This is a genomic window from Mesorhizobium sp. M1338 (assembly GCF_040318045.1).
Lineage (GTDB): Bacteria > Pseudomonadota > Alphaproteobacteria > Rhizobiales > Rhizobiaceae > Mesorhizobium.
The window spans coordinates 17288-35545 of sequence record NZ_JAMYLL010000052.1; the positions used below are offsets into that span (position 1 = coordinate 17288).

15 protein-coding genes are annotated in these 18258 nt (G+C 62.8%); 9 read left to right on the top strand and 6 right to left on the bottom strand.

Going from position 1 to position 18258, the window contains the following annotated elements; translation table 11 throughout:
• Nucleotides 1-23: 23 nt before the first annotated feature.
• Nucleotides 24-392, top strand: a complete 369-nt coding sequence (locus tag NKH19_RS28415) for a DUF423 domain-containing protein (RefSeq protein ID WP_352872845.1) — start codon at nt 24-26, stop codon at nt 390-392.
• A gap of 63 nt (nt 393-455) precedes the next feature.
• Here the strand turns inward: NKH19_RS28415 and NKH19_RS28420 are convergent, their stop codons facing one another.
• Entirely contained in the window at nt 456-860 is a 405-nt protein-coding gene (locus tag NKH19_RS28420) for a hypothetical protein (protein ID WP_352983313.1), read from the bottom strand.
• Between the two features lie 105 nt (nt 861-965).
• Between NKH19_RS28420 and NKH19_RS28425 the strand changes: the two genes are divergently transcribed.
• Nucleotides 966-2045 carry a LacI family DNA-binding transcriptional regulator gene (locus NKH19_RS28425; RefSeq protein ID WP_352872841.1) on the top strand — a complete coding sequence of 360 codons (1080 nt, stop codon included), beginning with the start codon at nt 966-968 and terminating at the stop codon, nt 2043-2045.
• Between the two features lie 14 nt (nt 2046-2059).
• Here the strand turns inward: NKH19_RS28425 and NKH19_RS28430 are convergent, their stop codons facing one another.
• On the bottom strand, nt 2060-3292 hold the full coding sequence (locus NKH19_RS28430) for an OpgC family protein (RefSeq protein WP_502911054.1): 1233 nt from the start codon (nt 3290-3292) through the stop codon (nt 2060-2062).
• A gap of 232 nt (nt 3293-3524) precedes the next feature.
• On the opposite strand from NKH19_RS28430, the gene NKH19_RS28435 reads away from it, so the two are divergent.
• Complete coding sequence (locus NKH19_RS28435) at nt 3525-4193, top strand: alpha/beta hydrolase (protein ID WP_352872839.1); 669 nt, start codon at nt 3525-3527, stop codon at nt 4191-4193.
• Nucleotides 4194-4369: 176 nt separating this feature from the next.
• Here the strand turns inward: NKH19_RS28435 and sthA are convergent, their stop codons facing one another.
• Nucleotides 4370-5758, bottom strand: coding sequence for a Si-specific NAD(P)(+) transhydrogenase (gene sthA, locus NKH19_RS28440; RefSeq protein ID WP_352872838.1), 1389 nt, complete (start codon nt 5756-5758; stop codon nt 4370-4372).
• Nucleotides 5759-5967: 209 nt separating this feature from the next.
• Between sthA and NKH19_RS28445 the strand changes: the two genes are divergently transcribed.
• The 3 genes from NKH19_RS28445 (at nt 5968) to NKH19_RS28455 (ending at nt 8253) form a co-directional block, all read left to right on the top strand.
• On the top strand, nt 5968-6438 hold the full coding sequence (locus NKH19_RS28445; protein ID WP_352872837.1) for an RDD family protein: 471 nt from the start codon (nt 5968-5970) through the stop codon (nt 6436-6438).
• A 140-nt stretch (nt 6439-6578) separates the two neighbouring features.
• Nucleotides 6579-7343 carry an arginyltransferase gene (locus tag NKH19_RS28450; protein ID WP_352872835.1) on the top strand — a complete coding sequence of 255 codons (765 nt, stop codon included), beginning with the start codon at nt 6579-6581 and terminating at the stop codon, nt 7341-7343.
• A 13-nt stretch (nt 7344-7356) separates the two neighbouring features.
• Nucleotides 7357-8253 (top strand): DMT family transporter, encoded by an 897-nt coding sequence (locus tag NKH19_RS28455; RefSeq protein ID WP_352872834.1) that lies wholly within the window; start codon nt 7357-7359, stop codon nt 8251-8253.
• Between the two features lie 15 nt (nt 8254-8268).
• On the opposite strand, the gene NKH19_RS28460 is transcribed toward NKH19_RS28455, so the two are convergent.
• Nucleotides 8269-9486 carry an AI-2E family transporter gene (locus NKH19_RS28460; RefSeq protein ID WP_352872833.1) on the bottom strand — a complete coding sequence of 406 codons (1218 nt, stop codon included), beginning with the start codon at nt 9484-9486 and terminating at the stop codon, nt 8269-8271.
• A 334-nt stretch (nt 9487-9820) separates the two neighbouring features.
• Nucleotides 9821-12073, bottom strand: a complete 2253-nt coding sequence (gene parC, locus NKH19_RS28465) for a DNA topoisomerase IV subunit A (RefSeq protein WP_352872832.1) — start codon at nt 12071-12073, stop codon at nt 9821-9823.
• A 327-nt stretch (nt 12074-12400) separates the two neighbouring features.
• On the opposite strand from parC, the gene NKH19_RS28470 reads away from it, so the two are divergent.
• Complete coding sequence (locus tag NKH19_RS28470) at nt 12401-13591, top strand: aq_1923 C-terminal domain (RefSeq protein ID WP_352872831.1); 1191 nt, start codon at nt 12401-12403, stop codon at nt 13589-13591.
• Nucleotides 13592-13699: 108 nt separating this feature from the next.
• Here NKH19_RS28470 and aspS read toward each other — a convergent pair whose 3' ends face one another.
• Entirely contained in the window at nt 13700-15490 is a 1791-nt protein-coding gene (gene aspS, locus NKH19_RS28475; RefSeq protein ID WP_352872866.1) for an aspartate--tRNA ligase, read from the bottom strand.
• 198 nt (nt 15491-15688) lie between these two features.
• Here aspS and NKH19_RS28480 point away from each other — a divergent pair, with 198 nt between their 5' ends.
• Together NKH19_RS28480 and rnd are read left to right on the top strand one after the other, a co-directional pair.
• Complete coding sequence (locus tag NKH19_RS28480) at nt 15689-16933, top strand: MFS transporter (protein WP_352872830.1); 1245 nt, start codon at nt 15689-15691, stop codon at nt 16931-16933.
• Nucleotides 16934-17008: 75 nt separating this feature from the next.
• On the top strand, nt 17009-18160 hold the full coding sequence (rnd, locus tag NKH19_RS28485) for a ribonuclease D (protein WP_352872829.1): 1152 nt from the start codon (nt 17009-17011) through the stop codon (nt 18158-18160).
• Nucleotides 18161-18258 lie beyond the last annotated feature (98 nt).

Consider the following 18258-nt stretch of genomic DNA (forward strand, 5'->3'; position numbering starts at 1 on the left):
TCTGATCTCACGGAGCCCTGGACATGGCCGAGCAATCTTCCGTCAACAGCGGCCGTATCCTCGTCCTGGCCGGCGGCCTCTGCGGTGCCGCCGGCGTGGCGCTGTCAGCCGCGGCGGCGCATCTGGGCGGTGCCTTCGTCGGCACCGCCGCTTCCTTCCTGCTCATGCATGCGCCGGTCTTCCTTGCCGCCGGATTGCTTGGGGCGAACCGGATCCTGCGCACCGGCAGCCTGGTCCTGCTGGTCGGGGTTCTGTTGTTCTGCGGCGATCTGCTGGCCCGCGATTTCCTCGGCTCACGGCTGTTCCCGCTGTCGGCGCCGATCGGCGGCACCTTGCTCATCGCCGGCTGGCTGGCGATTGCTGCCTCGGCGCTGGTGCGGGCGCGTTCCTGACGCCTCTCGGCGCCGTGCGCGATACCCGAGCCTGCGCCCGTCAAACATCGTTCTGTGATGCGGTTAGTCCTGCCGGCGCCCGGGTTGGATGAGCAATTCGCGATTGCGCCGCCGCAGCCTCGCCAACCGACGCCCCTCCGGCCGCTCGGAGGCCGGCGCGATGCCCCAGTAGTTGCGATAGATGTCTTCGAACAGATAGCTCACGGGATGCATGATGTGCACTCCTTTCAAAACTTGAATCGATCCAATCCGTCGCCACGAAAATGCAGCGCCGATCAGCTCCGCTTGCGCTCCACGAGGAACCGCGGCTCGCGAACCCATGGGCTGGCCTTGCCACGGCGCCTCCGCGTCGCGGCGCTTGACGAGACGCTCCAGTCGTTGCGGTAGATGTCTTCGAATAGAAAATTGACGGGATGCATGATACGTCTCCCTGGGGATTGAATCGATCCAATCGAGCAGCAAAGTCATTCATTTGGATCGATTCAAACATACACCTCGCCTGGCCTGCTTATCAAGCCAAAATTTGAACCGATCCAACGAAAGTGTTAGATGGGATGGAGTCAGGAGACGAAGATGGCGCCATTGACCTCTGCAAAGACAAGACCGGTTCGGCTGGCGGACATTGCAAAAGCGGCCGGCGTGTCGCACGGCACCGCGTCCAATGTGTTTGCCCGCCCGGAGATCGTGCGCGAGGAGGTTCGCGAACGGGTCAAGGCGGCAGCCGAGGCGATGGGATATGGCGGACCCGACCCCAAGGGTCGGCTGCTGCGCGCCGGCAAGGTCAACGCCATCGGTGTCGCCACCGCGGAACCGTTGTCGTATTTCTTCGACGACCCTTTCGCCCGCGTGATGATGGCCAGCATCTCGCAGGCTTGTGACGCCACCGGCGCGGGGATCTCGCTGGTCTCGGCCGCCAACAGCGAACAGCTCGCCTGGAACATCCAGAGTGCGCTTGTCGATGGCTTCATCGTCTTCTGCGTCGAGGGCGGTTCAAAGCTGGTCGAACTGGCGCGCGACCGCAAACTCCCCTTTGTCGCACTCGATCTCGATTCAGACGACGACGAGGCGGTCGCGGCGATCGGCGTGGACAATATCGCCGGGGCAAGCCTGGCGGCGCGCCATCTGACCGAGCTCGGGCATCGCCGCTTTGCCGTGCTTGCCCTGCCATGCGCCGATTCCGGCTTTGGTCCGACCACGCAGGAGCAGATGGAGAAGGCCCTCTATTCCGGGACGCGCGACCGCCTGCGTGGCTACTTCGCGGAACTCTCGCGCGTCGACATCGATGTCTCGCGTGTGCCGATCTACGAGACGGAAAACAACGAGGAGAGTGTGTGGGCCGGCCTCGATCATATTTTCGCCGACGCCGAGACACCGACCGCCATCCTGGCCATGTCGGACAGGATCGCACTCCATGCGCTGGACTGGCTGCGGCAGCATGACATCACGGTGCCGGGCGACGTTTCGATCGTCGGCTTCGACGGCGTCCCGGAAGGAGCGGTTTCCAAGCCGCCCCTGACCACAATCGTCCAGCCGATCGCCGAGATGGGCCGCCTTGCCGTCAAGGCGATCCTTGAAAATGACGGCTCGTTCAGCCGGCGATTGCTGCCGGTCGACCTCGTGGTGCGGGCCTCATCCGGCCCCTCACCCGCCTGACGCCTCGAGCCCCATCACCGGCCCATTCTTGCCGCCATCGACATGCCGAAGGACGGATGGACGGGCGGTGCCGCGTTGCGAACCGGCCTGCTTTTGCCGGACCAGCCAAGGCTCGAAATCCATTCGAGATAGTAGGCGAGCGCGAACTGCATGGCGATGCCGGCTGATATCAGCAGGCTGTCATAGGCAAATCCGCCCGGATTGATCAGCTTCAGCACCTGCGCCGCCATTGCAAGCACCGTGCCGGCGATGAAAACCGGCAGCGATCGTTTGCCCAATATGGCAAGCGGATGATCGCGGCCGGTGCGGAAAAGGTTCGAAACGGCCGGGAATGCAACGATCAGATAGCTCACAGCCAAAATATGCAGCAGCCTCGGCAGTGACAGGAAGGTCTTGTCGAAGCCGGTCAGCACCGGGGGCAGGCCAAACCAGGAGATATGGCCCCAGAGCGGGCTGTGCACCCAGACCAGCGCCACAAAAGTGTAAGCCAAGGCAGCGCCGACCAGCCAGCGATTGACCGGAATTGTGCCACCGCGACGCACATGCAGCGTACCTGCCAGGCCGATGTTGAAAAGGAACTGCCACGACAGCGGGTTGAGGAACCAGAAGCCGGGCTCCGGATAGTTCGCCGGAGCGATCTGGTAAATCCCCGCGACCAGCCACAGCGCGCCGGATGCGACCAGCGCCAAGACCGGCCGATAGCTGACGCAGAGCAGGAAGACCGGCGCCAGCAAGAGCAGCACCGCATAAACCGGCAGGATGTTGTTGTAGCCGAGCTGGTGGCCAAGCGTCACGATGCCGATCAGCACTTGCGGCGCATTCTTGATCAACGGCTCGATGTTGATCATCGTCAACAGCTCCGGTCGCCTGGCGAACACCGCCGCCGCGCAGAAGATCGCCATCACCACCATGGTGGTGACGATGTGGGCGGTATAAAGCACACCGGCGCGGCGCCACATCTTCAACGTCGCCAGCAGCCGGTTTCCAGGCTGGAACTTCTTGCCATAGGCGAGCGCGACCGCCATGCCGGATATCAGAACGAAGACCTCGGCCGCATCCGAAAAGCCGAAATTCTTGTAAGTCAGATACTCGAAAGCGGTACCCGGCACATGGTCGACGAAAATGGTCAGCAGCGCGAGAGCGCGGAACACATCGATACGCGTGTCGCGCTCCGAGATGCGCTCAGCGCGATCCGGCACACGCGAATCGCGGTCCGGGACACGCGAATCGCGGTCTGGGACACGCATATGGCGGTCCGGGGAAATCTGGGTGGTCATCGGAAAAAAGGCCTCAAAGCTGGTTGTTCATACCGGCAATGCGACCCCCGGCGCACCGCATCGATTCCTCCCGGAGAATGTTATCGGCGAGGAAACGGACTGTAATGCGCCCGGTTCAATCAACTTTCGCGGAGCTTGAAAATATTGCGTTTTGAAGCCGGCAAACTGACCGAAATCATCATGAAATCAAAAGGATGAGGCAATGACTGGAGAGACCTCACAGGATGGTGCGTTACAGCGTGATCTTGCCTTCCGCTACCGCCTTTACTGCCCGGCGGATTCTACCGGCGAATGCTTCTTCCTGCTGCATGGGTCGGGTGTCGACGAGACGACATTGGTACCGCTGGCAAGAGAGATCGCGCCGCGTGCGATGCTGATCGCGGTGCGCGGCCGCATTGTCCAGGATGATGGTTTCCGCTGGTTCGCACGCATCACGCCGACCCAATTCGAGCAGCACAGCATCCGCACCGAGACCGATGCCTTTGCGGGCTTCGTCACCGACGCGGCCACGCGCCACCATCTCGACCTTTCCAGCACGAATTTCCTTGGCTATTCGAACGGCGCCAATCTGGTTTCGAGCCTGATGCTGCTGCATCCCGGCCTAGTCGAACGCGCCGCACTGCTGCGGCCGATGCCGGTGCTCGATGACGTGCCGGCGGCGGATCTGTCAAAGGCGCGGGTGCTGATCATCGCCGGTGCCGCGGATCTCACCTACGCGCCCTTCGCGCCGGCACTCGTCACGCTCCTCAGCAAGCACGGCGCCGAGATCGATGCCCGGATTGTCCCATCGGGTCACGAATTCGGCAGCGCCGACGCGGCAATCGTCAGGCAGTGGCTGGCGAAATCGGCGGCGGTGGCGAAGGCAGGCTGATGGGCCCTCGAAAACGATTGCGGGTCTCGATCAGCGGGCGGTCGCCATCCGGGCCATCCCCGCCGATAGTGCTGCCCAAGTGTCCACGATCCTGGCTACACAAGGGGCCGGTGTGCCGCCACTCGCCGCCGGGCCGCGCCGGTGGGTACATACACCTGCCGCCGAATGGAGGTTGCTTACGCCCGTCCCATCCTGTTCCAGGCATCCAGCCCGGCGATCTTGTAGGCTTCGGCGAGCGTCGGATAGTTGAAGGTGTTGTTGACGAAGAAGTCGACGGTGCCGCCGAGATTGATCACCGCCTGGCCGATGTGAATGAGTTCGGTGGCGCCCTCGCCGACGATATGCGCGCCGAGCAGGCGGCGCGTCTCGATCGAGAACAACAGCTTCAGGAAGCCGGTGTTGACGCCCATGATGTGGCCGCGCGAGGTCTCGCGAAAACGCGCCACGCCGACCTCATAAGCCGCACCGCTCTCGCGCACTTGTTCCTCGGACTGGCCGACCGTCGAAATTTCCGGCACTGCGTAGATGCCGTATGGAAAGGTCTCCGGCGGCGGCGGCAAGGGCACGCCGAAAGCATGGCAGGCCGCCACCCTGCCCTGCTCCATCGAAGTCGAGGCGAGGCTCGGAAAGCCGATGACATCGCCGGCGGCGTAGATGTTGGGCACGCTGGTCTGGAAGGATTGCGGATCGACCTTGATACGCCCCCTGGAGTCGGCCTCGATGCCGACGACATCCAGGCCCAGGCTGCCGACATTACCGGTGCGGCCGGCGGCGTAGAGCACGACCTCGGAACGGATGGTGCGGCCATCGGCCAGTTCCACCTCGGCAGCGTCCGGCTTGGAGCGGATTTCCTTCACCGCGCTGCCAAGCCGGATGGTCATGCCGCGATCGCGCATCTGGTGGATGAAATCATCGACGATCTCGCGGTCGACGAAATCGAGGATGGAGCTGCGCGGCTCGACCAAGGTCACCGGCACATCGAGCGCGGAAAAGATCGTCGCGTATTCGACGCCGATGACGCCGGCGCCGATCACCGTCAGCGTGCGCGGCAAGCGGTCAAGCTCCAGCATCTCGTCGCTGTCGAAGACGCGGGCCTTGTCGAAAGGCACTTCACTTGGCCGGTGCGGCCTTGTGCCAACCGCGATCAGTGCATTGGCAAAACCGACCTCACTGTAATCGCCTGTGTCGGTGGTCAGGCTGACCTTGTTGGGGCTGAGAAATTTTACCGCGGCGCGGGCGCTCTTGACCGTGTTGCGCATGAACTGGTGCTGCAGCACCTCGACCTCGTGGTCGAGCGTCTTGTGGAGGCGCTCGACCAGATCGCCGACCGAGATATCCTGCTTTACCCGGTAGCCGCGCCCGTAAAAGCCACGCTCGCGCCAGCCGGACAGGTTGAGCACCGTTTCACGCAGTGTTTTCGACGGAATGGTGCCGGTATGCACGGAGACACCGCCCAGGCGCCGGCCGCGGTCGACCACCAGAACCGATTTGCCGAGCTTGGCCGACTGCACCGCGGCGCGGCGGCCGGAGGGGCCGCTGCCGATGACCAGCATGTCGTAATCCATATTGCCCCGTTCCCCCGCCCCTGAGCGCTTTGTTGCGCCGCAGCAAGCTAATGCCATCCGCGCCGCAAATTCAACCAATTCGGATTGCATCTGACGCCGAATGAGCTTGCGCGCCGCAAAAAGCCCGATCTTGATTCCGCTACAAGTCTTCACCATTTCATTGGTGAGCGGCCCGCACCCTATGCCAGGCCCTATTACGAGGAAATGACATGAACGCGCGCGTTCTCGACGGCGAAATCATCACCAGCAGGCTCGACGATGTCAGGGCCTATGACGGCGTGCGCACGAAGCGTGTCCTGGCCTTCGTGATCGACTATATCATTGTCGCGCTGCTCACCATTCCGTTTGCCATACTGGTGTTCTTCCTCGGGCTTTTGACGCTCGGCCTTGGCTGGATGCTGTTCGGCATCCTGGTGCCGGCCGTCGCCATCCTCTACATCTGGAATACGCTGGGCAGCGCCGACCAGGCCACCACGGGCATGAAGTTGATGGGCATCCGGCTCGACCGGCTCGACGGCAGGCCGATCGACGGTCTCACCGCGGTCGTCCATTCGGTGCTGTTCTGGGCCGGCAACGTCATCCTGTCGCCGCTGGTGCTGCTAGTGACGCTGTTTTCCGACCGCAAGCGCACCTTGCACGACCTTTTGCTTGGTACCGTCGTCAGCCGCACCGACCGCTGAAACGGCCCTCTGAAGAGCAGTCGCAATCGATTAAGCGCAAATGTGAAGGCGTCGAGTCGACCACGCCCTCACAATCCTGTTGAATTTTTCGCCGTCCGCGCCAAAGGTAGAGCGATTCGAAGGAGTGTTTCCAAGGCTCGATGACGCAGCATCCGACCCAGTCGCCGCAGTTCTTCCTGACCGCGCCATCGCCGTGCCCCTATCTCGACGGCCAGTTCGAGCGCAAGGTGTTCACGCATCTGGTCGGCGACAAGGCCGCGGAGATGAACGACCTGTTGACGCAAGGTGGCTTCCGGCGCTCGCAGAATATCGCCTACAGGCCGGCATGCGAGACCTGCCGCGCCTGTGTCTCGGTACGCATCCTCGCCCAGGAATTCGTCGCCAGCCGCAACATGAAACGCGTGCTGCAGCACAATTCCGACCTCGTCGGCCACATGCACAATGCCGAGCCCTCGACCGAGCAATATTCCCTGTTCCGCAGCTACCTCGATGCCCGCCACCGCCGTGGCGGCATGTCCGACATGACCGTGCTCGACTACGCCATGATGGTCGAGGATACCCATGTCGACACCAAGGTGATCGAGTATAGGCGGCGCGGCCCCGACACGTTCATCACTGGCAAGGGCCAGGGCGAGCTGATCGCGGTGGCGCTCACCGACAAGATGGCCGACGGCCTGTCGATGGTCTATTCCTATTTCAATCCCGATTTCGAGGAGCGATCGCTCGGCACGTTCATGATCCTCGACCACATCGCCCGCGCCAGGGCGATGGGCCTGCCCCATGTCTACCTCGGCTACTGGGTCAACGGCTCGCGCAAGATGAATTATAAGATGCGCTTCATGCCGCAGGAGCATCTCGGCCCGAAAGGCTGGGAGCGCTACACCAACGAAGCGGTTTTACGCTAGTTACTCCCGCCGCATGTCGTCTCATGATGCTCACACCAAAGGACTTCTGCTCACCGCGCTTGGCGGGCTGACGCTTACCGTGGACATCCCGCTGATCCGGCTCGCCCACGGCGAGGCGTGGACGATCTTGCTGCTGCGCACCGCCTGCACCTTGGCCGCCGCACTGATCGTGTGGACCATCTGGCGCTCGTTCAGCAAAAATGCGCCACAGCTCATTCCGGGCTGGTCGGGCCTAATCGTTTCCGCGATCTACGGGCTCGGCGCGATCGCCTTCATCACCGGCGTCTACAACACCTCGACCGCCAACCTGGTTTTCATCCTGGCATTCACCACCATGTTCGCCGCGCTGCTGTCGTGGGTATTCCTGAAAGAGCGGCCGCGGCCACTGACCCTTGCGGCATTGGCAACGATGATAGTCGGCGTCGCCATCATCGTCGGCGATTCCGTCGGCACCGGATATCTGTTCGGCGACCTGATGGCATTGTGTTCGGCCTTCCTGATCGCTTGCGCCATCACCATCTCGCGTGCCAGCGGCAAGGACATGGGCTTTACCGCGCTGATCGGCGTCATCCTGCCTTTCGGGCTGGCGGCGTTCATGGTCTCCAAGACCGGCTTTCAGGTGGAGGCGCCATGGTGGATCATCCTCAACGGCGCCGTCATCATGCCGATCTCGTTCTTCTGCCTCGCCAACGGGCCGAAATACATTTCGGGACCTGAAGTGGCGATGTTCTACCTGCTCGAAACGGTGCTGGCGCCGGTCTGGGTGTGGATGATCTTCGACGAAACACCGACCCGCAACAGCCTGATCGGCGGCGGGATCCTGATCGTCACGTTGATCGCGCATTCGTTCTGGCAACTGAACGAGGGCCGCAGGCGTCGTAGTGACCTTGCGGTGCATCATCCGGTGTAGCGCAACCTTTCGGGATCAGCCACTGGCCTTCTTCTTGGCCAGGTCGGGTTCCGGCAGGGCCTCGATTTGCGGGCCAGCTTCGATTTCGGCCGGCGAACCAAGCGCGATTTCGTCGGCCAGTTCCACCTCGCGCAGCCATTCGCGCCAGATTGCGACCAACAGGGCCATCAGCACGGGGCCGATGAACAGGCCGAGGAACCCCATGGTCTTGACGCCGCCGATCAGACCGAAGAACGTCGGCAGGAAGGGCAGTTTTATCGGCCCGCCGACCAGCTTCGGGCGCAGTGTCTTGTCGACGATGAACAGCTCGACCGCGCCCCATAGAAACAGCGCCAGCCCGGCCATCGGCGATCCGCTGGCGGCGAGATAGATCGAGACCAGCGTGAAGGACAGTGGCGCACCGCCGGGGATCAGCGCCATGACGCCGGTCAGGGCGCCGAGCGTCACCGGCGACGGCACGCCTGCCAGCCAATAGGCAATACCCAGCACCAGCCCCTCGCCGATGGCGATGACGGTCATGCCGGTCACGGTCGACGATATCGTCGCCGGCACGACGCGCGAGATCCGCTCCCATCTGGTCGGCAAGATGCGTTCGCCGAGGCGGTCGACCTGGCCGGCAAAGTGCTCGCCGTCGCGATAGGCGAAGAACAGCGCGATCATCATGAACAGCAGCGTCAGGAGCAGGCCGAAGGCACTGCCGCCAGCCGCCAGCACGCCGCGGTAGATGCTGCCGATGTTAGCGCCGCTGACCAGCTGGATCAGTTCACCAATGCCGCCGGGATGGCCAAAATTGGTCGTCCATTGCTCGTTCAGCCACTCGCCCACGACAGGCATGGTGGCGATCCAGTGCGGCGTCACCGCGCCATGCCGGTTGGTCTCGATCGCCCAGGCGACCCACTCGCGGACCTCGTTGATCGCATAGGTGCCGGCGAAGGCGATCGGAATTACCAGGAAGGCAAGGATGAAGAGGATGGCAAAGGTCGCGGCGATGGTGCGGTTGCCGCCGACCGCGACAAGCAGGCGGCGGTAAAGCGGCCAGCTGGCGAAAGCGATGACGAGCGCCGCCAGCACCGGAAACAGGAAGCCGTGGAAGAAATAGACGCCGGCGGCGACGATCAGCACCAGCAGCCAGCGCGCCGCCGACAGCGGCGGAATGACGGCGGCCCGCAGCGGCGTCGACAGGCCGAACAGGCGCTGCTGCCGTTCCGGTTTCTGGATTTTTGCTTCCTTCAAACGCCTGCCTCTCCCGAACACCCTTCCCGCTTATGCACTGACATAGTGCAGCAATCGTGACGATAGTCCAAATGGTTGGGATCTCCCCCCTTGAGGGGGTGAGCAGCCGGTTCGCCGAAGGCGAATTCATCGTGCCGGTGGCACGATGAAAGGCCCGCGAACGCCGGGACGCTGCAAAGCAGCGGGGACCCGGCAGGGCTCTGTCAGTTGGCGATCCAGCCGGCCCTCGGCTATGGCCTCGGGCGTTCGAGCCCTTTGAAAGGTCCACTGGACCTTTCAATTTGCCTTCGGCAAACCGGACTCTCACCCCCCTCGAGGGGGGAGAGCAGCAGCGTCATCCAAACTTCCCCGTCCTCGGAAACCCCTTCGGCACCATGCGGCCGGCCGAGGCGCGGGCGCCGATCCATTCGGCCAGTTCCTCACGCGACCGGGTGAAGGTGCGGTCGGCTGAATCCTGCCAGGTGAGACCGCTCTCCAGCGTGAACGGCTTAAGGTCGAGAAGGCCGCCGTCCTTGTATTTCTGCAGGCGTACGCCCTTGCCGCGGCCCATCTCCGGAATTTCGGAGAGCGCGAACACCAGCATCTTGCGATTCTCGCCGACGATGGCGAGGTGATCGCCCGTAACTGGAATGCAGCGCTTGGCCTCGTCCGGCGACTTGACGTTCATCACCTGCTTGCCCTTGCGGGTATTGGCGACGACTTCTTCCTCGGGCACGATGAAGCCGTTGGCGTCATGCGAGGCCAACAGCAGCTTGCGCTTCGGATCGTGAACGAAGGCGGTGACGATGTCCTGATCATTGTCCATGTCGACGATGATGCGGATCGGCTCACCATGGCCGCGCCCGCCGGGCAGCCGGTCGGCGCCGATGGTGTAGAACTTGCCGCCGGTCGTGAAGACCAGCACCTTGTCGGTGGTCTGGGCATGGAAGGCGAGCTTGAGGCTGTCGCCCTCCTTGAAGGTCAGCGTCGAGAGATCGGCCAGATGCCCCTTCATTGCCCGCAGCCAGCCCTTTTCCGAGACGACCACGGTGACCGGTTCGCGCTCGATCATGGCATGGGCAATGTCGGTCAGATCGTGCTCGGGCGCGTCGGCGAACTGGGTGCGGCGTTTGCCGAGTTCGGTCTCCGGACCGAACTTGTCGCGGATGTTGGTGACTTCCCACTTGATCGTCGCCCACTGCTTCTCGTTCGAAGCAAGCAGCGCCTCGATCTGCTTCTTCTCGGCGCTAAGGCCGTCGAATTCCTTGCGGATCTCGAATTCTTCCAGCTTGCGCAGAGCGCGCAGCCGCATGTTGAGGATGGCTTCGGCCTGCGTGTCGGTGAGCGACCAACGGGCCATCATGACCTGCTTTGGCTCATCCTCCTCGCGGATGATCCTGATCACCTCGTCGATGTTGAGGTAGGCGATCAGGTAGCCGGCAAGGATCTCCAGCCGTCTTTCGATCTCGCCAAGCCGATGTTTCGAGCGGCGGACCAAAACCTCGCGGCGGTGCTCGAGCCACTCCTGCAGCACGCCCTTCAGCGACAGCACGTTGGGCACCTTGCCGCGCGACAGGACGTTCATGTTGAGCGGGAAGCGGCTTTCGAGTTCGGTCAGCTTGAACAGCGATTCCATCAGGATGCCGGGATCGACCGAGCGGCTCTTCGGCACCAGCACGACACGGATGTCTTCCGCGCTCTCGTCCCTGATATCCTCGAGCAGCGGCAGCTTGCGTGCCATCAGCAGCTCGGCGATCTTCTCGATCAGCCGCGCCTTCTGCACGCCATAGGGAATTTCGGTGACGACGATGCTCCAGGTGCCCCTGCCCTGGTCCTCCTGGATCCATTTCGAGCGGACGCGAAAGCCGCCGCGACCGGTTTCATAGGCTTCGAGGATCGAGGCGCGGCTGTCGACGATGATGCCACCGGTCGGGAAATCCGGGCCCTGGACGAAATCCATCAGCTTCGCCACCGGCGCGTCGCGATGCTCGATCAGGTGAAGGGCCGCGTCGCAGAGCTCGGCCGCGTTGTGGGGCGGGATCGAGGTCGCCATCCCGACCGCGATGCCGGACGAGCCATTGGCCAGCAGGTTCGGGAATGCGCCGGGCAAAACCACCGGCTCCTCGTCTTCTTCATTATAGGTCGGCCGAAAGTCGACGGCGTCCTCGGTGATGCCGGACAACAGTTCGGTCGCCACATCGGTCATGCGCGCTTCGGTGTAGCGCATGGCGGCGGCGTTATCGCCGTCGATGTTGCCGAAATTGCCTTGCCCGTCGACCAGGGGATAGCGCATCGAAAAATCCTGCGCCAACCGCACCAGCGCGTCATAGATCGACTGGTCGCCATGCGGGTGGAACTTGCCCATCACCTCGCCGACGATGCGGGCGCATTTGGCAAAGCCCTGGTCGGGATTGAGGCGCAGCAGGCGCATGGCGTGCATGATGCGGCGATGGACCGGCTTCAGCCCGTCGCGCACGTCGGGCAGCGCCCGGTGCATGATGGTCGACAGCGCATAGGCAAGATAACGCTCTTCCAGCGCCTTCTTCAGATCGACCGGCTCGATATGATCGCCACCGCCATTTTCAGGCGGCAAAAGCCTTTTTCCCATGGGCTGGGACTAGCCGAGCGGGTGATTCGCGGCAAGAGGCAGACGGCTATGCCGGCCCTTCTGCAACATGAAACCGTAGGCCAAGGGATGTCGACCAACATCAGCCTGTTACATGCGGGTTCTAAGGCCAAGCGCGATGATATCCGGCAGCCGGCTCTTCATGACAAATTCACCGGTTTGCGCAAAGACGGTGGGATCGGGTTTGCCTTTCGCCGGGATTTTCGACCAATGTGCCGGGATACGCCTTTTTCCGGTCCAGTTCGTCACGGAATGGTGATGGCGCAAAGAATTGAAAAAGAATTTCAGAACACTCTCAGGGACCTTGCGATGACAATCAAACGCTCAACTCTCCAGAAATTTGCCTTTTCGACCTTTTTGCTCACGCTGCCGCTGAACGCCGCCCTTGCACAGGACGCGGCAGTCGCCGACCGGCTGAAGGCAGCCCTTGCCGCCCAGGGTGTCGACATTTCCTGGACCGGCGTGACCGGTGACAACGCCAGCATGGTGCTGCAGGGCGTTGCCATCAAGCCGGCGGCGGAAAAGGAAGCCCTCGCCATCGGCGACGTCAAACTCGAAGGCGTCACCGAGGCCAATGGCGGCTATGACATCGCCACCGTGTCGACGGCGGCCTTCGAACACAGCAAGGACGGCGTCACCCTCGATCTCAGCCCGTTCGTCATCCACGACATGACCGTTCCGGCCGACGGCGCGACCAGCCCCTTGGGATCGCTGATGATGTACAAGTCCGCCGAACTCTCGAACATGACCGTCAAGGTCGCCGACAAGACCGCCTTCTCGATGGACGGGCTCGCCATCGAGATCACCCCGCCGGCGGACGGCAAGGCGATGGAATTCAGCGCCACCACGGAAAAGTTCAACGCCGACCTGACGCTGGTCGACGATCCCAAGTCCAAGGAAGTCATCAACGCGCTCGGCTACCAGAACATCGCGGGCAATCTCGAGATGGCCGGCACCTGGCAGCCCTCGGACGGCAAGATGGAACTGTCGAAATACGACATCTCCGTCGAGAATGCCGGCACGTTCGGCATGACCTTCGATCTCGGCGGCTACACGATGGACTTCATCAAGTCGCTGCAGGAAATGCAGAAGAAGATGGCGGCACAGCCGGAAGGCGCCGACAATTCGGCGCAGGGCATGGCCATGCTCGGCCTGTTGCAGCAGCTTTCGTTCAACAGCGCCTCGATCCGCTTCGACGACGATTCGCTGACCAACAAGGTGCTGGACTATGTCGGCAAGCAGCAAGGCATGTCCGGCAAGGACATTGCCAACCAGGCCAAGGCGATCGTGCCGTTCGGCATGGCGCAGCTCAACAACCCGGAACTGACGGCACAGGTCACGGCCGCGGTCGGCAAATATCTCGACGATCCGAAGAGCCTCGAGATCTCGGCCGAGCCGCCGGCATCGGTGCCGTTCGCGCTGATCATGGCGGGCGCCATGTCCAACCCGCTCGACCTGCCGAAGACGCTCGGCGTCACCGTCAAGGCCAACGAAGACTGATCGAAGCGACCTCAAGATGCGAAAAGCCCGGCAGCGATGCCGGGCTTTTTTAGTGAATCGAAAGAGTCGGTTCGGACAGTTCTTTAAAGCACTGCCCGAAGCACGCGATCAGGCATCCTTCTTGGGCACGGCAACGCGCAGGGCCAGTTCGCGAAGCTGCTGCGGGCTCGCTTCCGAGGGCGCGCTCATCAACAGGTCGTAGGCCTGCTGGTTCATCGGGAACATGGTCACTTCGCGCAGATTCTTCGCCCCGACCAGCAGCATGACGACGCGGTCGATACCGGCAGCCATGCCGCCATGCGGCGGCGCGCCATACTGGAAGGCGCGGTAGAGGCCGCCAAAGCGCTCCTCGACCGTGGCGCGATCGAGCCCAACCGTCTCGAACGCCTTGACCATGGTTTCGGGCAGATGGTTGCGGATACCTCCGCTGGCGATCTCGAAACCGTTGCAGACCATGTCGTACTGAAACGCCTTGATGCCGAGCAGATCCTCGCCGTTCAGCGCATCGATGCCGCCTTGCGGCATCGAGAACGGATTGTGGGCGAAGTCGATCTTCTTCTCTTCCTCGTTCCATTCGAAGAACGGGAAGTCGACGATCCAGCACAGTTCGAAGCGCTCGCGGTCGACAAGGTTCAATTCCTCGCCGGCGCGCGTGCGCGCCGCACCCGCAAAGGAGACGAACTTCTTCGGATCGCCGGCAACGAAGAAGGCGGCGTCGCCTTCGGCAAGGCCGAGTTGCAGGCGGATCGCCTCGGTGCGCTCGTCGCCGATGTTCTTGGCGAGCGGGCCGGCGCCTTCGAGCTTGTCGCCTTCCTTGCGCCAGAAGATATAGCCGAGCCCCGGCTGGCCCTCGCCCTGCGCCCAGGAGTTCATGCGGTCGCAGAAGGCGCGGCTGCCCCCGGTCTTTGCCGGAATGCCCCACACCTCGGCCTTCGGATCGTTGGCCAGGATGTTGGCGAACACCTTGAAGCCGGAATCGCGAAAGTGGTCGGAGACGGCCTGCATCTCGATCGGGTTGCGCAGGTCCGGCTTGTCGGAGCCATATTTGCGCATGGCGACATCATAGGGAATGCGCTGGAATTTCTCAGTCACCGGCTTGCCGTTGGCGAAGGTCTCGAACACCCCGCGCATGACCGGTTCCATGGTCGACAGCACGTCGTCCTGCTCGACGAAGCTCATTTCGAGGTCGAGCTGGTAGAATTCGCCGGGCAGACGGTCGGCGCGCGGATCCTCGTCGCGGAAGCAGGGCGCGATCTGGAAATAGCGATCGAAGCCCGACACCATGATCAGCTGCTTGTACTGCTGCGGCGCCTGCGGCAGCGCATAGAAGGTGCCGGGATGGATGCGAGACGGTACCAGGAAGTCGCGCGCGCCTTCCGGCGACGAGGCGGTGAGGATCGGCGTCGAGAATTCGGTGAAACCAACCTCGCCCATGCGCCTGCGCATTTCGGCGATGATTTTTGTCCGCGCGATGATGTTCTTGTGCAGCGTCTCGCGGCGCAGGTCGAGGAAACGGTATTTCAGCCTGATATCCTCGGGATAGTCAGGCTCGCCGAACACCGGCAGCGGCAATTCCTTGGCCGCCGACAGCACTTCGATCTCGCGGGCGAAAATCTCGATCTCCCCGGTCGGCAGGTTGGCGTTCGTGGTGTCGGGCAAGCGCGCCTTGACCTCGCCGTCGACGCGGACGACCCACTCGCCACGCACCGTCTCGGCAACCTTGAAGGCCGGCGAATCCGGATCGGCGACGATCTGGGTCAGGCCATAATTGTCGCGCAGGTCGATGAAAAGCAGGCCGCCATGATCGCGCACGCGATGCACCCAGCCCGACAGGCGAACGGTCGAGCCGACGTCGCTCTTCCTCAATTGGGCACAGGTATGGCTGCGGTAACGGTGCATTGTCATTGGTAAGGTCCGGGGTGCTGGGTTGCGGGCCGAAGCATTACAGCCCGGCCGGAAAATTTGCGCGAAAAGCGCATGAGAGGCCGGATTTGTCAAGGCAAGCGGGCTGGCGGCAGAGGTCTTGCCGGGAATTGCCGCTGGCATTGGGCAAGGCGATGGTTCAAGAAGGGATCACCGACACGTGATTGCCTCTTCATGTCCTCCATCCGCCCGATGATCCCGCTCCTTCTAGCCGCCGGCATTCTGCTTGGCGGCAATGGGCTGCAGAGCACGCTGATCGCGCTGCGCGGCGCGCAGGAAGGTTTTTCCGCCTCCGGCATCGGGCTGATGGGCACGTTCTATTTCGCCGGCTTCCTGCTCGGTTGCCTGGCCATCACCCGCATCATGAAGGCCGTTGGCCATATCAGGGCATTTTCGGCGCTGGCTGCGATCGCCTCTGTCGGCACCCTTTTGCTGGTGCTGGTTCTCAATCCGGTGATGTGGTGCGCGGTGCGCTTTGCCGGCGGTTTCTGTTTCGCCGGGCTGTTCACGATCGTCGAAAGCTGGCTGAATTCCGGCGTCGGCAATCATGACCGCGCGCGCGTGCTGGCGATCTACCGGATGGTCGATATTGGTTCGGTGACCGGCGCCCAGTTCCTGATCCCGATCTTCGGCGCCGGCGGTTTCGCCATCTTCGCCATCATGTCGATGATGATCACGTTCTCAGTTGTGCCGGTCTCGCTCGGCGACCGCTCCAATCCGACGCCGCCCGAGGACGTCAAGCTCGACCTGGCGCGCGTCTGGCGGATTTCGCCGTTGGGCTGCTTCGGCTGCATCGCCGTCGGCGTCACCAACAGCGCCTTTCGCACGTTGTCGCCGGTCTATGCCGAGCAGATCGGCATGTCGGTCGCCGATGTCGTCACCTTCGTCAGCGTCGGCATTTTCGGCGGCGCCATCATCCAGTATCCGCTGGGTTACCTCTCCGACCGCTGGGACCGGCGCAGGGTGCTGTTGATGACGACCTGCTGCGCGATGCTTTCGGCATTGGCGCTGGTGTTCATCGCCGGCAGCAATCCGGCGCTCAACTTCGTCCTCGTCTTCATCTTCGGCTGTTTCGCCATGCCGCTCTATTCGCTGTCGGCGGCGCACTCCAACGACCGCGCCGATACCGGCGAGTTCGTATTGATCAACGCGGCCTTGATGCTGTTCTATTCCTTCGGCGCCATTGGCGGCCCGTTCGCCGCCTCGACGGCGATGCAGTATTTCGGACCGGGCGCCCTGTTTGTATTCAGCGCGGTGGTCTATGCGATCTTCATCGCCGTCATCCTCTACCGGATGCAGGCCCGGTCCGGCGTGCCGGCAGGCAGGCGCCGCCGTTTCACCGCGCTGTTGCGCACCTCGACGGTTTTCTCACGGCTAGCCAGAAGAAACACCGATTCCGACGAGCCGGCTGGCTCGTGAAGATGGCGCCAAAGCTTGACGAAAGCCCCGCCGGCTGAAATCTAGGAAGACCTTACTCCTGCCAAAAGCGATTTGATGCACGTCATCACCACCCAGAAAGAACTCGAGACCGTTCTCGCCGCTTTCGAAAAGTCGGCGTTCGTCACCGTCGACACCGAATTCATCCGGGAAACGACCTTCTGGCCGATCCTGTGCCTGATCCAGATGGCCGCGCCCGGCGTGACGGCGCTGATCGACCCGCTGTCGCCCGATATCGACCTGAAGCCCTTCTTCAAGCTGATGGCCAACGAGGCGGTGGTCAAGGTCTTCCACGCCGCGCGGCAGGACATCGAAATCATCGTCCATCTCGGCGACCTGGTTCCGCACCCGGTGTTCGACACGCAAGTCGCGGCGATGGTCTGCGGCTTCGGCGACAGTGTTTCCTACGACCAGCTGGTGCAGCGGATCACCGGTGCGCGGCTCGACAAGTCGTCGCGCTTCACAGACTGGCGCCACAGGCCGCTTTCCGACAAGCAGCTCGACTACGCGCTGGCCGACGTCACCCATCTGATCGAGGTCTATCAGCACCTCAGCGCCGAGCTGGAGCGGGAAAACCGCGCCCATTGGCTCAACGAGGAAATGGATGTCCTGACCTCGCGCGAGACCTATGATCCGCATCCCGAGGACGCCTGGAAGCGGCTGAAGATGCGGCTGCGCAAACCGCAGGAACTGGCGATCGTGCAGGCCGTGGCCGCGTGGCGCGAGCGCGAGGCGCGCGAACGCGACGTACCGCGCGGCCGCGTGCTCAAGGACGATGCGATCTACGAGGTGGCGCAGCAGGCGCCGCGCGACACGGCAGGCCTTGGCAAGCTGCGCACCACGCCGAAGGGTTGGGAACGCTCCTCGACGGCCACCGCGCTGCTGGGCGCGGTCAATACCGCCCTTGCCTTGCCGAAGGAGCAGATGCCGAAACTGCCGAAGAATTTTCAGCCGCCGGAGGGCTCGAACGCTGCTGCGGAACTGCTGAAGGTGCTGCTGCGGATCGTCGCCGAAAAGGAAGGTGTCGCCTCGAAAGTGCTGGCCTCCAGCGACGACATCGATCGCATCGCGGCCGAAGGCGAGGACGCCGACGTACCGGCCCTGCAGGGCTGGCGGCGCGCGGTGTTCGGCGAGGCAGCGCTCAAGCTGGTGCGCGGCGAGATCGGCATCAAGTTCGACAATCGCAAGATTGCACTGTTTGATCTTTAGGCGAGCGGACTTCCCTTCTCCCCTTGTGGGCTAGCGTGCGCACACATTTGCTTCGGGTTGATTTTGCGAGGCGAGAACGAAGCCGTCTGTGATGGCGT